Genomic DNA, 14,050 nt, shown 5'->3' on the forward strand with positions numbered 1-14,050 from the left:
TTATAATTTTGCTAATTATTGTCTAGGCGGTGTTTGAGTTTTCAAACGGATTATTGAGGGCTGTAAAGCCTAAGCGAAATAATGAGAATGAGAGAATGACGGTCAACGAAGCAGTTTTAGAGATGCGTTACAGTGGAATCCCTGAAGAAGATATTGAGGCGATTCTCGAGATTTGCAAGAAGAAGGGTTTAACCCCTCAAAATATCGATAAAGAGCTTGAAGCTAAAGGGTTAGATAAAGTTTTTGAGCTTGAATACGATGCAAGCGAGAGTTGGTTTGAGCGTGGAGCAACCAGTAGTGCTCCTTCCCATAAAGCGCCAGCAAAGCAGGGATTAGAAAAGGAAAAAAAGTAGATGTCAAAACAGATAAAACAGATCATTGAAGAGTATTACGATGTCCTGTGGAATGAGAAAAAGCTCGACCAAGCCAATCGTTTTTTAGACCCTTCCCTCAATTTTAGAGGTTCTTTGGGTATGAGAGTTGATAGCATCAATGGTTTTTGTGACTATGCAAAGATGCTTTTTAGTGCGTTTCCCAATCTTTACCATGTGATTGAAGATATTGTCATTGAAGGCGATAAAGCTGCCGTAAGACTTGTTTATACGGCAACACACTCTGGAAAACTCTTTGGATTTGAACCTACGGGAAATCGAATCCGTTACTCTGGAGCGTGTTTTTTTAAATTTGAAAATGAAAAAATTGTCGATGCATGGGTTTTGGGAGACTTAAACGCATTGTATGGGCAGCTTAATGCCATTGAACATCGTTAATTTTTGCCTCTTTATGGGCCATCATTGAGTGAACGATTAATGTCGTCACGATGATGGCCCCTCCCATCAATGTATTGATATGCGGTTTTTCATCCATTAAAATCCACACCCAAAAAGGTGCAAGAACGGGTTCAATAATCGTCAAAAGTGCCACTTCCACAGAGGGTAAAAATTTTGTTCCTATCCCAATAAATGCACGTGAAAGTGGTGTGAGCAACGCTCCCATAAAGACAATAATCCAAAGTGAATAACTATCAGGAACACTAATCGGTGCTGTAACAGCGGCTAAAAGTGAAGCAATGAGCGCTCCTGTTCCAAAACAGGCAAGTCGGTTAGCCTCTTTGTCTCGCTCTAAAACGGACAACATCGATACAAAGGCAAATACGCATCCAAAAGCGTAAAGATTTCCTTCCATATTTCCAAGTTCTAAGTCATTGAACAAAATAATAGAAAGCCCTATAAAAACAAAGAAGATTGCTCCAAAGGTACGGCGTGGTGTTTTTTGTTTAAACAAGATAAACGCAATCATCGCACTTACCAATGGTCCGGTACTTAAAATAAACACGGCACTGGCAACGCTAGTATGTTTGATGGCGAGAATAAATAAAAGATTGCTCAGTCCTATACAAAATCCACTCCATAAAATAGTAGAGAGATGATTTATATAGATGGAAACGATGTTGTTTTGATGCTTTGAGTACAAGGTGATATTCATCGTTAAAAACATACACAGACCAAAGTAAAAGGTAAAATTTTGAGCAGGCACATGCGTCATTTTAATCAGGGGTGATTCAAAGCTCATAAGAAGCATGCCAAGGGAAGTAATCCCAAAGGCTTTCGTGTAAGTCATAGGATTACTTCGTTTGATTTTTACGGAAATTGATGTAGAGTTTTTCGATTTTTTCGCGTGCCCAAGGGGTTTTGCGGAAAAATTTGAGACATGAGTTAATGCTTGGCTTTTCATGAAAACAGTTCATACGTAGCATTTCATCGAGTTTTTCCCAGCCATAATGTGCTTGGAGTTCCGTGACGAGCTTTTCGAGCGTGACACCATGAAGGGGATTGTTGTTGTGTTCGTTGTTATTCATGTATTCCTCAAAATTAAAAGCACCAAAGGTGCGCGGGCTTTGTGTCGAGCAAAACCCAGTGTTAACTACGTCCTTAGAGCTTTACTTTAAAGACGTAGTAAGAGTTTTGAAAAAACTCTATTTGCTTTTACATGTAAAAAGGTTTAGTTACGCTCTACACTAAGACCTGCATAGCTTTGAACAGTTGGCATAATCTCAATACGATTAACGTTAATATGCGCTGGAAGTTCTGCCAGTGAGAAGATGGCATTGGCAATATCTTCTTTTGAAAGCGGTGTTGTATTTTGATACACAGAGTCTGCTTTGACTTTATCCCCTTTAAAACGAACATCGGAAAATTCGGTCAGTGAAAAACCAGGTTCAATGTTGGTCACACGAACGTGTGTGCCTTTAAGGTCGGTTCTAAGGTTAAGCGAGAACTGTTTGACAAATGCTTTGGTCGCACCATACACATTGCCACCCTCATACGGCCAACTGCCTGCGGTTGAACCAATGTTAAAGATATAGCCCGTTTTGCGCTCAACCATCACAGGCAGAACGGCTTTCGTCATGTACAGCAGTCCTTTGATGTTCGTGTCGATCATCTTCTCCCAATCATCCAAACTCGCTTCATTGGCATGTTCAAGTCCAAGAGCAAGACCCGCATTATTAACTAAAATATCAATAGATTTATACGCTTCAGGAAGCGAAGCAATGGCACCAAACACTTCGTTTTTTTGGGTAATATCAAAACAAAGTGTTAAAATATCACAGTGTGCTAGACGAGTTTTGAGTGCATCTAAACGCTCTTTTCGACGACCTGTTGCAATCACTTTATAGCCAGCATTTGCAAATTTTTCAGCGGTTGCTTCTCCAAAACCAGAAGTTGCACCTGTAATCAAGACAATTTTTGACATGACACATCCTTTGCATTTTTTGATTTAGAGTTCGATAAGAACTCTGAACACGCTTTTAAAGCAAAGCTTTAAAAACTACGTTAACACTGAGTTTACTTCGGCAGTAAGCCCGCGCACCTTTGGTGCTTTGACTACTTTGAACTTTTGTTATGAAAAAAGTCTATTATACAAGATGGAGGTATAATCATACCTTTTGTTGAAAATTGCATCATATTTTTTTCAACAATGTTGTCAAAATATATTAAGATACCTTGATGTACAAAAGTGTTTTTTTTAGTAATTTTAAATTTTAATAAGGCACAATGTGACACATAAAAAATTAAACAAAGGAGAAAGAGTGAAGAAAATGTTTTCAAAGTTAACGGTTTCTTTGGCAGCCTGCTCAATGCTAGTCAGTGCGAGTGTCGCGGCAACGAATGTGATTAAGATTGGTGTGCAAGCGCCTATTACAGGGCAATATGCTAATGAAGGTCAAAGCATCGATAACGGTGTGAAGCTGATTGTGGATCAGTACAATGCTAAAGGTGGCGTTTTAGGCAAAAAAATCGAAGTCGTCACCTGTGATGACCAAGGTACAGCACAACAAGCAGCCATTTGTGCTAAAAAACTGGTCAATGAAGGTGTCAAAGCGGTTATTGGCTCTTACACATCTGGTGCAACAGAAGCAGCCCAAACCACTTACAACAGAGCAGGGGTACTCCAAACCAGCGATGGCACAAGTGACTCATTGATCGCACATAAATATTGGACATTTTTCAGAAACTCTTTCCCCAACAGTGCTGAGGCAGATTACACAGCAAAATACTTTGTTGATGGCAAACAGTACAAAAAAATCGTTATTCTCTCAGACTACTCCAGCTACTCAACAGACCTAGCCGATGCGACGATCAAAGCACTCAAGGCTAAAAATGCCAATATCATTTATGAAGGCAAAATCAAATCAGGCTCTCAGAACTTCACAGCTACTTTGACAAAAATCAAAGCCATGGAACCCGATGTGATTTATTTTAGTGGCTACTACACCGATGGAGGACTTTTACGCGCGCAACAAATGCAGTTAGGCATTAAAGCAGACTTTGTTGGAGGCGACTCTAATGACAATCCTGATTATATGAAATTAGCAGGGGAGAGTGCTCAAGGGACACTTTTGATTAATGTACCGACCCCAGATATTTTACCGTATGATATTGCTAAAACGTTTTTAGTGGATTATAAAGCAAAATTCAATGCGATGCCAGCATCTATTTGGTCATTGATGAACGTAGATGGTCTTCGTGTTATTTTACATGTAATGGAGCAAACCAAATCTGAAGACACCAAAGTGATTGCTGAAGAGATGCATAAACTCAAAGATTTCCCCGGTATTACAGGCCCTGTGACCTTTAGAGAAGATGGTGAACGAACCGGTGGTGGCTATATGACGTATGAAGTTCAAGCGGATAAAAGCTACAAAATCGTTTATCAATAAGCATTTTACTGGTACACTTTCAGCGCACATTGCCAAAGAGAGCTCTCTTTGGCAATCTCACTCTATTAGAATAAGGTTCTCTATGGATATTTTTTTACAACAAATGGTCAACGGCCTTACTATTGGAAGCCTTTATGCACTGGTTGCTTTAGGGTATACAATGGTCTATGGCGTCATGCGGCTTATCAATTTTGCGCATGGTGACCTCGTTGCTTTTTCTGCTTTTATAGGACTCAGTGTTTACGCACAAATTTTTGGGGAGAGTGCAACCTCTTTGGGTGTCATTATCACGGTGTTTGCATTGACAGCTCTGAGTGTTGCTTGTGTGGGTGTACTTCTTGAGCGCCTAGCGTATAGACCTTTACGAACTGCACCACGCCTCAGTGCCGTGGTATCTGCCCTTGGAGCAGGACTTGTCATTCAAAATTCTGTCATGCTGATTTGGGGCCCCAATATGAAAATATTTCCCTCTAATCTTTTTCCTTCTACGATTTGGGCTGTTGGTGGCATTGTGATTACCTTTACACAAGTGATGATCTTGGGCGTTTCATCGGTTTTAATGGTTGGTCTTTATTTTTTCATTCACCAGACCAAAATTGGTACAGCCATTCGCGCCGTTGCGATTGACCAAGATGCTGCAAAACTTATGGGCATTAATGTGGGTCGCATTATTATGATTATCTTCATTATCGGCTCCGCACTGGGTGCTGTTGCAGGGCTTTTTATAGGCTCTTACTACCGTGGAATCACCTTTGATATGGGATGGATGTATGGGCTTAATGCCTTTGTCGCTGCCATCATGGGAGGCATCGGCAATATCCCCGGTGCAATGCTTGGAGGGCTTCTTTTAGGGCTTTTCAATGCAATGATTACAGGGTATATTTCAACGCAATGGGCAGAGACTTTTACCTTTGTGCTTTTAATTGCGATTTTAGTCTTGAGACCAACGGGAATTCTTGGCGAAACAGTGGCGGAGAAAGTATGATGAATAAAAGCACACTTATAACCCTTTGTTTACTCGCTTTCATGGGCTTTTTCCCTTTGTTTGTGGATTCGGCATGGTTGGCGATTGGAACAACCTTTTTGGTTTTCTCTGTGGTGGCACTCTCTCAAGACATTATCTTAGGACGCGCGGGTGTTTTTCACATGGGTCATGCGATGTTTTTTGGATTGGGTGCGTACACCACTGCTATTCTCAATGTTAATTTTGGGCTTCCCATTCTTGCAACGCTTTTGCCAGCGGTGTTGATTCCAATGTTTTTTGCCTTTTTGTTGGTTGCACCTATTATTCATTTACGAGGGGATTATCTGTTGGTTGCAACGATTGGCTTTAATATCATTTTTATTCAAGTCCTTGAAAATGATGTTTTTGGCTTAACGGGAGGGCCTAATGGCCTTTTTGGCATTGATGTGGTGAAACTCTTTGGTTATGAACTCTCTTCTCAAACCCATATGTACTATATGGCGTTTCTATTATTAGGCATAACCCTTTTGATTATTCGCAATCTTGATCGCAGTAAATTTGGACGTGCGATGTTTTACATCCATAAAGATGAAATTGCCGCACAAAGTATGGGTATTAATATACGCTACTTTAAACTGTATGCTTTTATTTTAGGGGCAGGTATTGCAGGGGCTGCAGGAAGTATGTTTTCCATTCAATATTCTGCGGTGAGCCCAGAGGCGTTTAACGTAACACAGTCCATTATGTTTTTTACGATTGTTTTGGTGGGTGGTTCTGCTTCTTTGCCGGGTATTTTAATTGGAACATTCATTATGTTTGTGCTTCCTGAAATGTTTAGAGAGTTTGAAACGGCGCGTTATTTGGTTTTTGGAATTGCAATGATTTTGACGATGATTTTAAGACCGCGCGGTATTTGGCCTGTTCGTTTTGGTAACATTCCAAGCTTCCTTAAAAAGGAGGTCAAATGAGCGAATATATTTTAGAAATAAGCCATGTCAGCAAGTATTTTCAAGGACTTATTGCTATTAATGACCTCTCTATGAAAGTCAAAAAAGGACAAATCTACGGCATCATTGGACCCAATGGCGCAGGGAAAACAACCTTGTTTAACTGCATTACGGGGATTTATCGACCCGAAATCGGAAAGATTCTTTGGAAAGGTCGCGATATTAAAGGTGCAAGTCCCGATAAAATTGCGGCATTTGGTATTCTTCGAACCTTTCAGACCATTCGCCTCTTTTCAGAGATGAGTGTGGCGGAAAACATTATGTCAGGTCGCCACATTAAGTCTCAACAGCGTTGGTACAATGGCGTTATTCCAACACCTGCGTATTATAAAGATGAGCGAGCTAATTGGGAAAAAGTAGGTGAACTAATGTCGTTTTTCAACCTTTCAGAGTATTCGACAACACCAGCGGGCGATCTCTCTTACGGTATTCAAAGACGTATTGAGATGGCTCGTGCACTTGCCGCTGAGCCAGAGCTTCTCATTTTGGATGAGCCTGCTGCGGGATTAAATGAAAATGAGACGTTGGAATTAACACAAACTATTCGCAAAATTCAAGCGATGGGTGTTACGATTATGATGATTGAGCACGATATGGATATGGTGATGAGTCTTTGTGAATACATTACAGTGATTAATTTTGGGGCGAAAATTAGCGAAGGCATTCCGTCCTTTGTTCAAGATGATCCTATGGTTGTTGAGGCGTATATTGGAAGTGATGAGGATGATGACGATGAATGAGAAATTATTGGACATCAAAAATTTACATGTAAACTATGGCGCCGTTGAAGCGATCAAAGGGATTGATTTACATGTCAACCGAGGCGAAGTCGTTACCATCTTAGGTGCCAATGGCGCTGGTAAAACGACAACCCTTCAAACCATTAGTGGCCTTTTAAAATCCAATGCGGGAAGTATCATATTTGATAATAAGGATATTACTCAAACACCTGCCCATGAGATTGTGAGCCTTGGTATGAGTCATGCTCCTGAAGGGCGTCGTGTTTTTGGAACACTGAGTGTTGAGGAAAATTTGATGATGGGTGCTTACACTTTAAAAAAATACGATGCTTTGACATTGGATTGGATTTATGAGATATTGCCCCGTTTGTATGAGCGTAAACAACAACTTGCAGGTACATTGAGTGGTGGCGAACAGCAGATGCTAGCTATTGGACGAGCCATCATGAGTAAACCAAAATTACTTATTTTAGATGAGCCGAGCCTTGGACTTGCACCTGTTTTAGTCAAAGTGATTTTTAAAGCCATCAAAGAGATTAGCAAAAGTGGCGTTACAGTTCTTTTAGTTGAGCAAAATGCAAAAGCAGCCCTTAAACTAGCCAATCGTGGATATGTTTTAGAACTTGGTAAAATTACGTACTGTGGAAGTAGTGAGGAGTTATTAACTTCTGAAGTGATACAAGAGGCATATTTAGGTAGAAAAAAAGAGGTTTTATAAGAAGTAGCTAGAGGGCATTTAATGCCCCCTAGAATTATTTTAGTTTTTCAATAATCGTTTGATTAAGCTCAAGTTTTTCTTTATTCTTTGCTACACCTTCACTCGCTTTAGCAATTTTTTCACTATTTTTTGCGATGTCTTGTTTGTTTTTATCGATTTCATCACGATTAAGCTCAATAAGCCTTGTGAGTTCATCAACTTTTCGTTCATATTTATTGATAATATAATAGATTGCGTAAACAAGTACGCCAATGACGATCCATTGTAAAATACCCATAAGCTTTTCCTTGACATAAATTTTGATAACATTGTACCTTTTTACAGCAAATCAATCAATAATATCAAAGATGTATTCGCGTTTAAGTTTTTGCTCTTTGATTTCACGAATACGGAGTCCTTCAAAACCAATTTTTCCAAACTCTTTTTCATTAAAGGGTTGATGAATAGCAATTTCACGTAAAACTTGTCCACGATAAGCTTTTGCAAAATGACTTACTACTTTATCGTTTTTCAAAAATTTCATAGTGATAAAAGGTTGTTTTAGCGTATAAAATTTTTCATAATATCCTGCACGGAGATCCAAAATAGTTTCATCGCCAATCCATGCATCCATTGCATCATTAAAATACTCTTTATAGAAAATTTCGGTTTTAAAACCATTCAGGCTTTCCCCTTGTTGAAGTTTATATTCTGGAATCAGATCTCCTGCTAGAAGAGGGCCAAAAAGATTCGAGAAAATCATGACATGGTTTTCAATATAGGTTTGCGCATTTTTATCTAACGTTTCAAATAGAAGATGATCGTAAGCAATACCGCTGTAGCGAAGAATGGCTTTACATGTAAATGAGTCAAAAATATTTTTGCTCGATAGAGCTAAAATTTTTTGAGTATCTTTAATACCAAAGAGATTTTGCAAGAGTGTGGTATCATGTGTTTCTAAAAGTGCTTGATACTGCTTTAAAACTTGATGACGTTTTTCATATAAAGAAGGAAAGACTAAACTCTCTTTTTTGAGCAAGCCATGAGTGGTTAATGCGCTTTTTGTCTCGCTGGGTGAGAATAAAATTTTCATCGTATACCTTTAATAGCAAACATAAGAGACTATTTTAGCTAAGAATCACGTAAAATATCTAAAAAGTATTGACTTTGAAAATCTTTTGAGATATAATTTCACCTCACAATCAAGGGTGCTGGTGTAGCTCAGTTGGTAGAGCAACTGCCTTGTAAGCAGTAGGTCGGCGGTTCGATTCCGTTCACCAGCTCCATTTTTGTTTGTGAAAGACAGTGTTTGACCAGCAATAAATATGGTAAAAATACGGTGAGATACTCAAGTGGCCAACGAGGGCAGACTGTAAATCTGCTGACTATGTCTTCGAAGGTTCGAATCCTTCTCTCACCACCATTGCGGGAGTAGCTCAGTTGGCTAGAGCATTAGCCTTCCAAGCTGGGGGTCGCGGGTTCGAGTCCCGTCTCCCGCTCCAAGATTTTATAAGCAAACTGGGAGCTGTTGAATTTCTTCTGCTTTAGGGCACTACAGAACAAGTTCAGTAGTCTTTCCTTTCTTTCCTTAATAAAATCTAATCATTATTGTTGTTGCGATACAATTTGGTCCACCCTTTTGTAGTCGGCTCATATGGCTCAGGGGTAGAGCACTTCCTTGGTAAGGAAGAGGTCGAGGGTTCAAGTCCCTCTATGAGCTCCATCACTCAAAAAGTTTTTAAAACTTTGAAAAATTGAAATGTACTAAAAATAAAACTCATTACGGAGGAAAAAATGGCAAAAGAAAAGTTCTCTAGAACAAAGCCACACGTTAACATTGGAACCATCGGTCACGTTGATCATGGTAAAACTACGCTTACAGCTGCTATCTCTGCAGTTCTAGCGACAAAAGGTCTTTGTGAATTTAAAGATTACGATGGTATTGATAACGCTCCTGAAGAGAGAGAGCGTGGTATTACTATTGCAACTTCTCACATTGAATATGAAACAGAAAATCGCCACTATGCACACGTAGACTGCCCAGGTCACGCGGATTACGTTAAAAACATGATCACAGGTGCTGCTCAAATGGATGGCGCTATTCTTGTTGTTTCTGCAGCAGATGGTCCTATGCCTCAAACGCGTGAACACATCCTTCTTTCTCGCCAAGTTGGTGTTCCTTATATCGTTGTTTTCATGAACAAAGCTGATATGGTTGATGATGAAGAACTTCTTGAACTTGTTGAAATGGAAATTAGAGAACTTCTTAGTTCATATGACTTCCCAGGTGATGATACTCCAATCGTTGCTGGTTCTGCACTTAAAGCACTTGAAGAAGCAAAAGCTGGTACTGTTGGCGCATGGGGTGAAAAAATCCTTGCTCTTATGGCTGCAGTTGACGCTTATATTCCAAATCCAGTTCGTGAAACTGACAAAGACTTCTTGATGCCAATCGAAGACGTATTCTCAATTTCAGGTCGTGGTACTGTTGTTACAGGTAAAATCGATAGAGGCGCTGTTAAAATTGGTGAGACTATTGAAATCGTAGGTATCAAAGATACAAAAACTACAACGGTAACAGGCGTTGAAATGTTCCGTAAAGAGATGGAACGTGGTGAGGCTGGTGATAACTGTGGTATCTTGCTACGCGGTATTAAAAAAGAAGAAGTTGAGCGTGGTATGGTTCTTTGTAAACCAAAATCAATCACTCCACATACTGACTTTGAAGCTGAAATCTATGTTCTTTCAAAAGAAGAGGGTGGTCGTCATACTCCATTCTTTAACAACTATAGACCACAATTCTATGTTCGTACAACAGACGTAACAGGTTCTATCACATTACCAGAAGGTACTGAGATGGTTATGCCTGGTGATAACGTAAAAATCAAAGTTGCACTTATCGCACCTATCGCCCTTGAAGAGGGTACTCGTTTTGCAATCCGTGAGGGTGGTAGAACAGTTGGTGCGGGTGTTGTTGCTACAATCATCAAGTAATTTTAGCATGTAAGGGGAAACCCCCTTACATGTAATTAAGTCAAGGAAATCTAATGACCGTTAAAATCGGACTAAAGTGTTCTGAATGTGGTGACATTAATTACACAACAACCAAAAACAGCAAGACAGTTACTGAAAAAGTTGAACTTAGCAAGTATTGTCCAAGACTGAAAAAACACACTGTTCACAAAGAAGTGAAATTAAAAAGTTAAGTCCCTTAAAAGACTTAACTTACATGCAGGGTAGTAGCTCCAACGGTAGAGCGTCGGTCTCCAAAACCGCAGGTTGTGGGTTCGAGTCCCTCCTACCCTGCCACTAGTCGAGGTAATACAATGGAAAAATTAAGAGCTTATTATCATCATTCTAAAGCTGAATTGTCAAAAGTTATATTTCCAACAAAAGAACAGATACGAAATGCTTTCATTTCTGTTTTCGTTGTTGTAACTGTAATTTCACTCTTCTTAGCGCTGATTGATGCTATTATGTCTTTTTCTTTATCTTCTTTAATTTAAGGAGAAAGAATGGCACATAGATGGTATGCAATTCAAACCTATGCAGGTAGTGAGCAAGCAGTTAAGAAAGGAATTATTACACTTGTCAATGATCATGGTATCGCTGATAAAGTGGAGCAAATTCTTGTTCCAACTGAAGATGTAATTGAAGTTAAGAATGGTAAAAAAAAGATTAGTGAGCGAAGTCTTTATCCTGGTTATGCATTTGCAAAACTAGATTTAGATACAGCACTCTGGCATCTTATCCAATCATTGCCAAAAGTCGGAAGATTCATCGGTGAAGCAAAAAAACCTACACCTTTGAGTGAAAAAGATATTGCATTGATTTTGGAGAAAGCTGAGAAAAAAGGTGCGCCGAAACCAAAAATCTTCTTTGAAAATGGTGAGAGTGTTAGGATTACAGAAGGTCCTTTCGCAAACTTTACAGGTTCAGTTGAAGAGTATGATATGGTTCATGGCAAACTCACACTCAATGTTTCAATCTTTGGTAGAAGTACTCCAGTTGAGATTCTCTATTCTCAAGTTGAAAAAATAGTCTAAGCTTAAAGGAAAAGAAATGGCAAAAAAGGTCATTGGCGAAATTAAATTGCAAATTGAAGCTGCTAAAGCAAATCCATCACCTCCAGTAGGACCAGCTCTTGGTCAACGTGGTGTAAATATTATGGAATTTTGTAAAGCATTTAATGAAAGAACAAAAGAGTTGGCAGGTTTTAGAATTCCTGTTGTTATCACTGTTTATGCTGATAAAAGTTTTACATTTATCACCAAACAACCACCTGCTACAGATCTTATCAAAAAAGCAGTCGGTCTTAAAAGTGGTTCAAGTAACCCTTTGAAAAACAAAGTTGGTACCCTTAGCAAGGCTCAAATTCTTGAGATTGTTGAGAAAAAAATTGCTGACCTTAATACAACGGATCGTGAAGCAGCAGCGAAAATTATTTCAGGTTCTGCTAGAAGTATCGGTATTAACGTCGTCGATTAATCCTTACCCCTTTACCGTCAGGGTTATAAAGGCGGAAGCAAAATTATGCGGAGATAAAGAATGGCAAAGAAAGTAAATAAACGTTTTCAAGAACTTTTGAAAAAAGTTGATAAAGAAAAAAAATATTCAGTAGCTGATGCACTTGGTAATATTAAAAACTTGGCGTCTGCAAAATTTGATGAAACAATCGAAATTGCACTTAAACTTAACGTTGATCCAAGACACGCTGACCAAATGGTTAGAGGTTCTGTTGTTCTTCCAGCGGGCACTGGTAAAACAGTTCGTGTTGCCGTTATTGCAAAAGATGAAAAAGCAGATGAAGCAAGAGCAGCGGGTGCGGATATTGTTGGTAGCGATGATTTAATTGAAGAAATTCAAGCAGGTCGCATTAACTTTGATGTTTTGATTGCAACACCAAATATGATGGGTTTAGTCGGTAAAGTTGGCCGTATTCTTGGACCAAAAGGTATCATGCCAAATCCAAAAACAGGTACTGTAACCATGGATGTTGCAAAAGCTGTTGAGAATAACAAAGGCGGACAAGTCAATTTCCGTGTTGATAAACAAGGAAATATCCATGCTGGTATTGGTAAAATTAGCTTCTCATCTGAGCAAATTAGAGAGAATTTTGAAGCATTTATCAAAGCAATCAACAAGCATAAACCTGCTTCTTCTAAAGGTAAATATATTAAATGTGCTGCATTGTCATTGACAATGAGTCCATCTATGAATCTTGAAAATCAAGAACTAATCGACCTTAGATAAAACACTCATCTAAAGCTTTTGTCCATTGAATTTGGTTAGAAAGCTTTAGTGCCTTAGATAATTTTGCCATAAAGAGTTGCTTTATGGTGTACTGTATATTTATACTTAATCTTATGATTGGAGAGAGTAGAGGCGAAAGCTTAATTTGAGTTGACTCATCTCTACTTGAAATCACCAGTTGGAAAGGAGAAAAATTGACAAGAACAGAGAAAGCTGAATTTATTAGTTCTCTAACTGAAGAGTTTAAATCTTCCGACGGTTTAATTGTTTGTGACTACAAAGGTCTTAATGTTAAAGCGATCGAAGCATTAAGAAATGCTTCAAGACCAGAAGCGGTTAATGTTAAGGTTATTAAAAATACTTTAGCATCAATTGCTATGACAAATGCTGGTATCGAAGGACTTGAACTAAAAGACACCAACATTTTTGTTTGGGGTGCTGATCAGTTAGCTGTTACTAAAGTTGTCGCTACATTCGCTAAAACAAATCCAAATTTTATAATTAAATCTGGTTTTGCTGGTGGTATTGTGGTTGATGCTGCTAAAGTTGAAGCACTTTCTAAAATGCCATCACGTAATGAGCTTATTGGAATGCTTCTATCAACTTGGATGGCACCAATTACAAACTTTACCATTGGTCTTGATGCACTTCGTGCTAAAAAACAAGAGTCTGAATAGCGTGTATTTGTAAAGTTTTGCCTTTACATGTAAAGTCCAAGAGCAAGACTCTTGTAAAATCATTATAACTATAAAATAATCAGGAGATTTGAAATGGCAATTTCAAAACAAGACGTATTAGAGTATATTTCAGGTCTTAGTGTACTTGAATTGAGTGAACTTGTAAAAGATTTCGAAGAGAAATTTGGTGTATCTGCAGCTCCAGTTATGGTAGCAGGTGCTGGCGCAGCTGTTGCAACAGAAGCGGCTGAAGAGAAAACTGAGTTTGATGTTATCCTTAAAGATGGCGGCGAGAAAAAAATCAACGCAATTAAAGTTGTTAGAGAAATCACAGGTCTTGGTCTTAAAGAGGCAAAAGATGCTGTTGAAGGTGCTCCTACAACTGTTAAAGAGGGTGTCTCTAAACAAGTTGCTGAAGAAATCAAAAAGAAACTTGAAGAAGCTGGCGCAGTCGCTGAAATCAAGTAATTTTATTACTTTAAGAGAAGCC

The 14,050-nt window shown here is 38.9% G+C and carries 20 protein-coding genes and 5 tRNA genes; 20 read left to right on the forward strand and 5 right to left on the reverse strand.

Annotated features, from left to right (window positions below; all coding sequences use genetic code 11):
* The first annotated feature begins 95 nt into the window (after positions 1 to 95).
* The gene (locus SJPD1_RS02060) at positions 96 to 353 is read left to right on the forward strand and encodes a hypothetical protein (RefSeq protein WP_096045756.1); all 258 of its coding nucleotides are present in this window, start codon (positions 96 to 98) and stop codon (positions 351 to 353) included.
* Positions 354 to 770, forward strand: coding sequence for an ester cyclase (locus tag SJPD1_RS02065; RefSeq protein WP_087437677.1), 417 nt, complete (start codon positions 354 to 356; stop codon positions 768 to 770).
* On the opposite strand, the gene SJPD1_RS02070 is transcribed toward SJPD1_RS02065, so the two are convergent.
* From SJPD1_RS02070 to SJPD1_RS02080, 3 genes are all read right to left on the reverse strand, one after another.
* On the reverse strand, positions 748 to 1,620 hold the full coding sequence (locus SJPD1_RS02070) for a DMT family transporter (RefSeq protein WP_096045757.1): 873 nt from the start codon (positions 1,618 to 1,620) through the stop codon (positions 748 to 750). The two genes, SJPD1_RS02065 and SJPD1_RS02070, sit on opposite strands and share 23 nt — an antisense overlap.
* 4 nt (positions 1,621 to 1,624) lie before the next feature.
* Positions 1,625 to 1,858, reverse strand: a complete 234-nt coding sequence (locus SJPD1_RS02075) for a VF530 family protein (RefSeq protein WP_096045758.1) — start codon at positions 1,856 to 1,858, stop codon at positions 1,625 to 1,627.
* A 143-nt stretch (positions 1,859 to 2,001) separates the two neighbouring features.
* The gene (locus SJPD1_RS02080; RefSeq protein WP_096045759.1) at positions 2,002 to 2,754 is read right to left on the reverse strand and encodes an SDR family oxidoreductase; all 753 of its coding nucleotides are present in this window, start codon (positions 2,752 to 2,754) and stop codon (positions 2,002 to 2,004) included.
* Between the two features lie 346 nt (positions 2,755 to 3,100).
* Here SJPD1_RS02080 and SJPD1_RS02090 point away from each other — a divergent pair, with 346 nt between their 5' ends.
* From SJPD1_RS02090 to SJPD1_RS02110, 5 genes are all read left to right on the forward strand, one after another.
* Positions 3,101 to 4,222: a branched-chain amino acid ABC transporter substrate-binding protein gene (locus SJPD1_RS02090; protein ID WP_096047770.1), complete on the forward strand. Its 1,122-nt coding sequence runs from the start codon at positions 3,101 to 3,103 to the stop codon at positions 4,220 to 4,222.
* Between the two features lie 82 nt (positions 4,223 to 4,304).
* Positions 4,305 to 5,207, forward strand: a complete 903-nt coding sequence (locus SJPD1_RS02095) for a branched-chain amino acid ABC transporter permease (protein ID WP_096045761.1) — start codon at positions 4,305 to 4,307, stop codon at positions 5,205 to 5,207.
* Complete coding sequence (locus tag SJPD1_RS02100) at positions 5,204 to 6,154, forward strand: branched-chain amino acid ABC transporter permease (protein WP_096045762.1); 951 nt, start codon at positions 5,204 to 5,206, stop codon at positions 6,152 to 6,154. The genes SJPD1_RS02095 and SJPD1_RS02100 overlap by 4 nt, the downstream gene beginning before the upstream one ends.
* The gene (locus SJPD1_RS02105; protein WP_096045763.1) at positions 6,151 to 6,933 is read left to right on the forward strand and encodes an ABC transporter ATP-binding protein; all 783 of its coding nucleotides are present in this window, start codon (positions 6,151 to 6,153) and stop codon (positions 6,931 to 6,933) included. Before SJPD1_RS02100 ends, SJPD1_RS02105 begins: the two co-directional genes overlap by 4 nt.
* On the forward strand, positions 6,926 to 7,651 hold the full coding sequence (locus SJPD1_RS02110; protein ID WP_096045764.1) for an ABC transporter ATP-binding protein: 726 nt from the start codon (positions 6,926 to 6,928) through the stop codon (positions 7,649 to 7,651). The genes SJPD1_RS02105 and SJPD1_RS02110 overlap by 8 nt, the downstream gene beginning before the upstream one ends.
* Positions 7,652 to 7,685: 34 nt before the next feature.
* Here the strand turns inward: SJPD1_RS02110 and SJPD1_RS02115 are convergent, their stop codons facing one another.
* Both SJPD1_RS02115 and SJPD1_RS02120 read right to left on the reverse strand, forming a co-directional pair.
* A complete protein-coding gene (locus SJPD1_RS02115; protein WP_087437685.1) occupies positions 7,686 to 7,928 on the reverse strand; it encodes a hypothetical protein in 243 nt (80 codons plus the stop codon).
* Between the two features lie 51 nt (positions 7,929 to 7,979).
* A complete protein-coding gene (locus SJPD1_RS02120; RefSeq protein WP_096045765.1) occupies positions 7,980 to 8,723 on the reverse strand; it encodes a YaaA family protein in 744 nt (247 codons plus the stop codon).
* A gap of 117 nt (positions 8,724 to 8,840) precedes the next feature.
* On the opposite strand from SJPD1_RS02120, the gene SJPD1_RS02125 reads away from it, so the two are divergent.
* From SJPD1_RS02125 to rplL, 13 genes are all read left to right on the forward strand, one after another.
* Positions 8,841 to 8,916, forward strand: a tRNA-Thr gene (locus SJPD1_RS02125).
* A 52-nt stretch (positions 8,917 to 8,968) separates the two neighbouring features.
* Positions 8,969 to 9,053: transfer RNA gene (locus SJPD1_RS02130), tRNA-Tyr, on the forward strand.
* 2 nt (positions 9,054 to 9,055) lie between these two features.
* Positions 9,056 to 9,132: transfer RNA gene (locus SJPD1_RS02135), tRNA-Gly, on the forward strand.
* Between the two features lie 146 nt (positions 9,133 to 9,278).
* Positions 9,279 to 9,353, forward strand: a tRNA-Thr gene (locus SJPD1_RS02140).
* 71 nt (positions 9,354 to 9,424) lie between these two features.
* Complete coding sequence (tuf, locus tag SJPD1_RS02145) at positions 9,425 to 10,624, forward strand: elongation factor Tu (RefSeq protein ID WP_096045766.1); 1,200 nt, start codon at positions 9,425 to 9,427, stop codon at positions 10,622 to 10,624.
* Between the two features lie 53 nt (positions 10,625 to 10,677).
* Positions 10,678 to 10,836, forward strand: coding sequence for a 50S ribosomal protein L33 (gene rpmG, locus SJPD1_RS02150; protein ID WP_012856149.1), 159 nt, complete (start codon positions 10,678 to 10,680; stop codon positions 10,834 to 10,836).
* Positions 10,837 to 10,863: 27 nt separating this feature from the next.
* Positions 10,864 to 10,939 (forward strand) — tRNA-Trp (locus SJPD1_RS02155).
* Positions 10,940 to 10,956: 17 nt separating this feature from the next.
* Complete coding sequence (gene secE, locus SJPD1_RS02160) at positions 10,957 to 11,136, forward strand: preprotein translocase subunit SecE (RefSeq protein ID WP_087437688.1); 180 nt, start codon at positions 10,957 to 10,959, stop codon at positions 11,134 to 11,136.
* Between the two features lie 9 nt (positions 11,137 to 11,145).
* Entirely contained in the window at positions 11,146 to 11,676 is a 531-nt protein-coding gene (gene nusG / locus SJPD1_RS02165) for a transcription termination/antitermination protein NusG (RefSeq protein WP_087437689.1), read from the forward strand.
* A gap of 16 nt (positions 11,677 to 11,692) precedes the next feature.
* Positions 11,693 to 12,118 (forward strand): 50S ribosomal protein L11, encoded by a 426-nt coding sequence (gene rplK / locus SJPD1_RS02170; RefSeq protein WP_096045767.1) that lies wholly within the window; start codon positions 11,693 to 11,695, stop codon positions 12,116 to 12,118.
* A gap of 60 nt (positions 12,119 to 12,178) precedes the next feature.
* Positions 12,179 to 12,883, forward strand: coding sequence for a 50S ribosomal protein L1 (gene rplA / locus SJPD1_RS02175; RefSeq protein ID WP_087437691.1), 705 nt, complete (start codon positions 12,179 to 12,181; stop codon positions 12,881 to 12,883).
* A 194-nt stretch (positions 12,884 to 13,077) separates the two neighbouring features.
* Entirely contained in the window at positions 13,078 to 13,560 is a 483-nt protein-coding gene (gene rplJ, locus SJPD1_RS02180) for a 50S ribosomal protein L10 (RefSeq protein ID WP_096045768.1), read from the forward strand.
* A gap of 93 nt (positions 13,561 to 13,653) precedes the next feature.
* Positions 13,654 to 14,028 (forward strand): 50S ribosomal protein L7/L12, encoded by a 375-nt coding sequence (gene rplL, locus SJPD1_RS02185; RefSeq protein ID WP_087437693.1) that lies wholly within the window; start codon positions 13,654 to 13,656, stop codon positions 14,026 to 14,028.
* The last annotated feature ends 22 nt before the right edge of the window (positions 14,029 to 14,050 follow it).

Origin of the sequence: Sulfurospirillum diekertiae (genome assembly GCF_002309535.1) — a bacterium.
Taxonomy (GTDB): domain Bacteria; phylum Campylobacterota; class Campylobacteria; order Campylobacterales; family Sulfurospirillaceae; genus Sulfurospirillum; species Sulfurospirillum diekertiae.

Excerpts from the sequence above, each read along its gene's own strand:
- SJPD1_RS02080 (WP_096045759.1), bottom strand. The coding sequence starts at position 2,754 with ATGTCAAAAATTGTCTTGATTACAGGTGCAACTTCTGGTTTTGGAGAA.
- SJPD1_RS02110 (WP_096045764.1), top strand. The coding sequence starts at position 6,926 with ATGAATGAGAAATTATTGGACATCAAAAATTTACATGTAAACTATGGC.
- rpmG (WP_012856149.1), top strand. The coding sequence starts at position 10,678 with ATGACCGTTAAAATCGGACTAAAGTGTTCTGAATGTGGTGACATTAAT.
- secE (WP_087437688.1), top strand. The coding sequence starts at position 10,957 with ATGGAAAAATTAAGAGCTTATTATCATCATTCTAAAGCTGAATTGTCA.
- rplK (WP_096045767.1), top strand. The coding sequence starts at position 11,693 with ATGGCAAAAAAGGTCATTGGCGAAATTAAATTGCAAATTGAAGCTGCT.
- SJPD1_RS02115 (WP_087437685.1), bottom strand. The coding sequence starts at position 7,928 with ATGGGTATTTTACAATGGATCGTCATTGGCGTACTTGTTTACGCAATC.
- SJPD1_RS02060 (WP_096045756.1), top strand. The coding sequence starts at position 96 with ATGACGGTCAACGAAGCAGTTTTAGAGATGCGTTACAGTGGAATCCCT.
- SJPD1_RS02105 (WP_096045763.1), top strand. The coding sequence starts at position 6,151 with ATGAGCGAATATATTTTAGAAATAAGCCATGTCAGCAAGTATTTTCAA.
- SJPD1_RS02100 (WP_096045762.1), top strand. The coding sequence starts at position 5,204 with ATGATGAATAAAAGCACACTTATAACCCTTTGTTTACTCGCTTTCATG.
- SJPD1_RS02070 (WP_096045757.1), bottom strand. The coding sequence starts at position 1,620 with ATGACTTACACGAAAGCCTTTGGGATTACTTCCCTTGGCATGCTTCTT.
- rplA (WP_087437691.1), top strand. The coding sequence starts at position 12,179 with ATGGCAAAGAAAGTAAATAAACGTTTTCAAGAACTTTTGAAAAAAGTT.
- tuf (WP_096045766.1), top strand. The coding sequence starts at position 9,425 with ATGGCAAAAGAAAAGTTCTCTAGAACAAAGCCACACGTTAACATTGGA.
- rplL (WP_087437693.1), top strand. The coding sequence starts at position 13,654 with ATGGCAATTTCAAAACAAGACGTATTAGAGTATATTTCAGGTCTTAGT.
- SJPD1_RS02065 (WP_087437677.1), top strand. The coding sequence starts at position 354 with ATGTCAAAACAGATAAAACAGATCATTGAAGAGTATTACGATGTCCTG.
- SJPD1_RS02090 (WP_096047770.1), top strand. The coding sequence starts at position 3,101 with ATGTTTTCAAAGTTAACGGTTTCTTTGGCAGCCTGCTCAATGCTAGTC.
- SJPD1_RS02120 (WP_096045765.1), bottom strand. The coding sequence starts at position 8,723 with ATGAAAATTTTATTCTCACCCAGCGAGACAAAAAGCGCATTAACCACT.
- SJPD1_RS02095 (WP_096045761.1), top strand. The coding sequence starts at position 4,305 with ATGGATATTTTTTTACAACAAATGGTCAACGGCCTTACTATTGGAAGC.
- SJPD1_RS02075 (WP_096045758.1), bottom strand. The coding sequence starts at position 1,858 with ATGAATAACAACGAACACAACAACAATCCCCTTCATGGTGTCACGCTC.
- nusG (WP_087437689.1), top strand. The coding sequence starts at position 11,146 with ATGGCACATAGATGGTATGCAATTCAAACCTATGCAGGTAGTGAGCAA.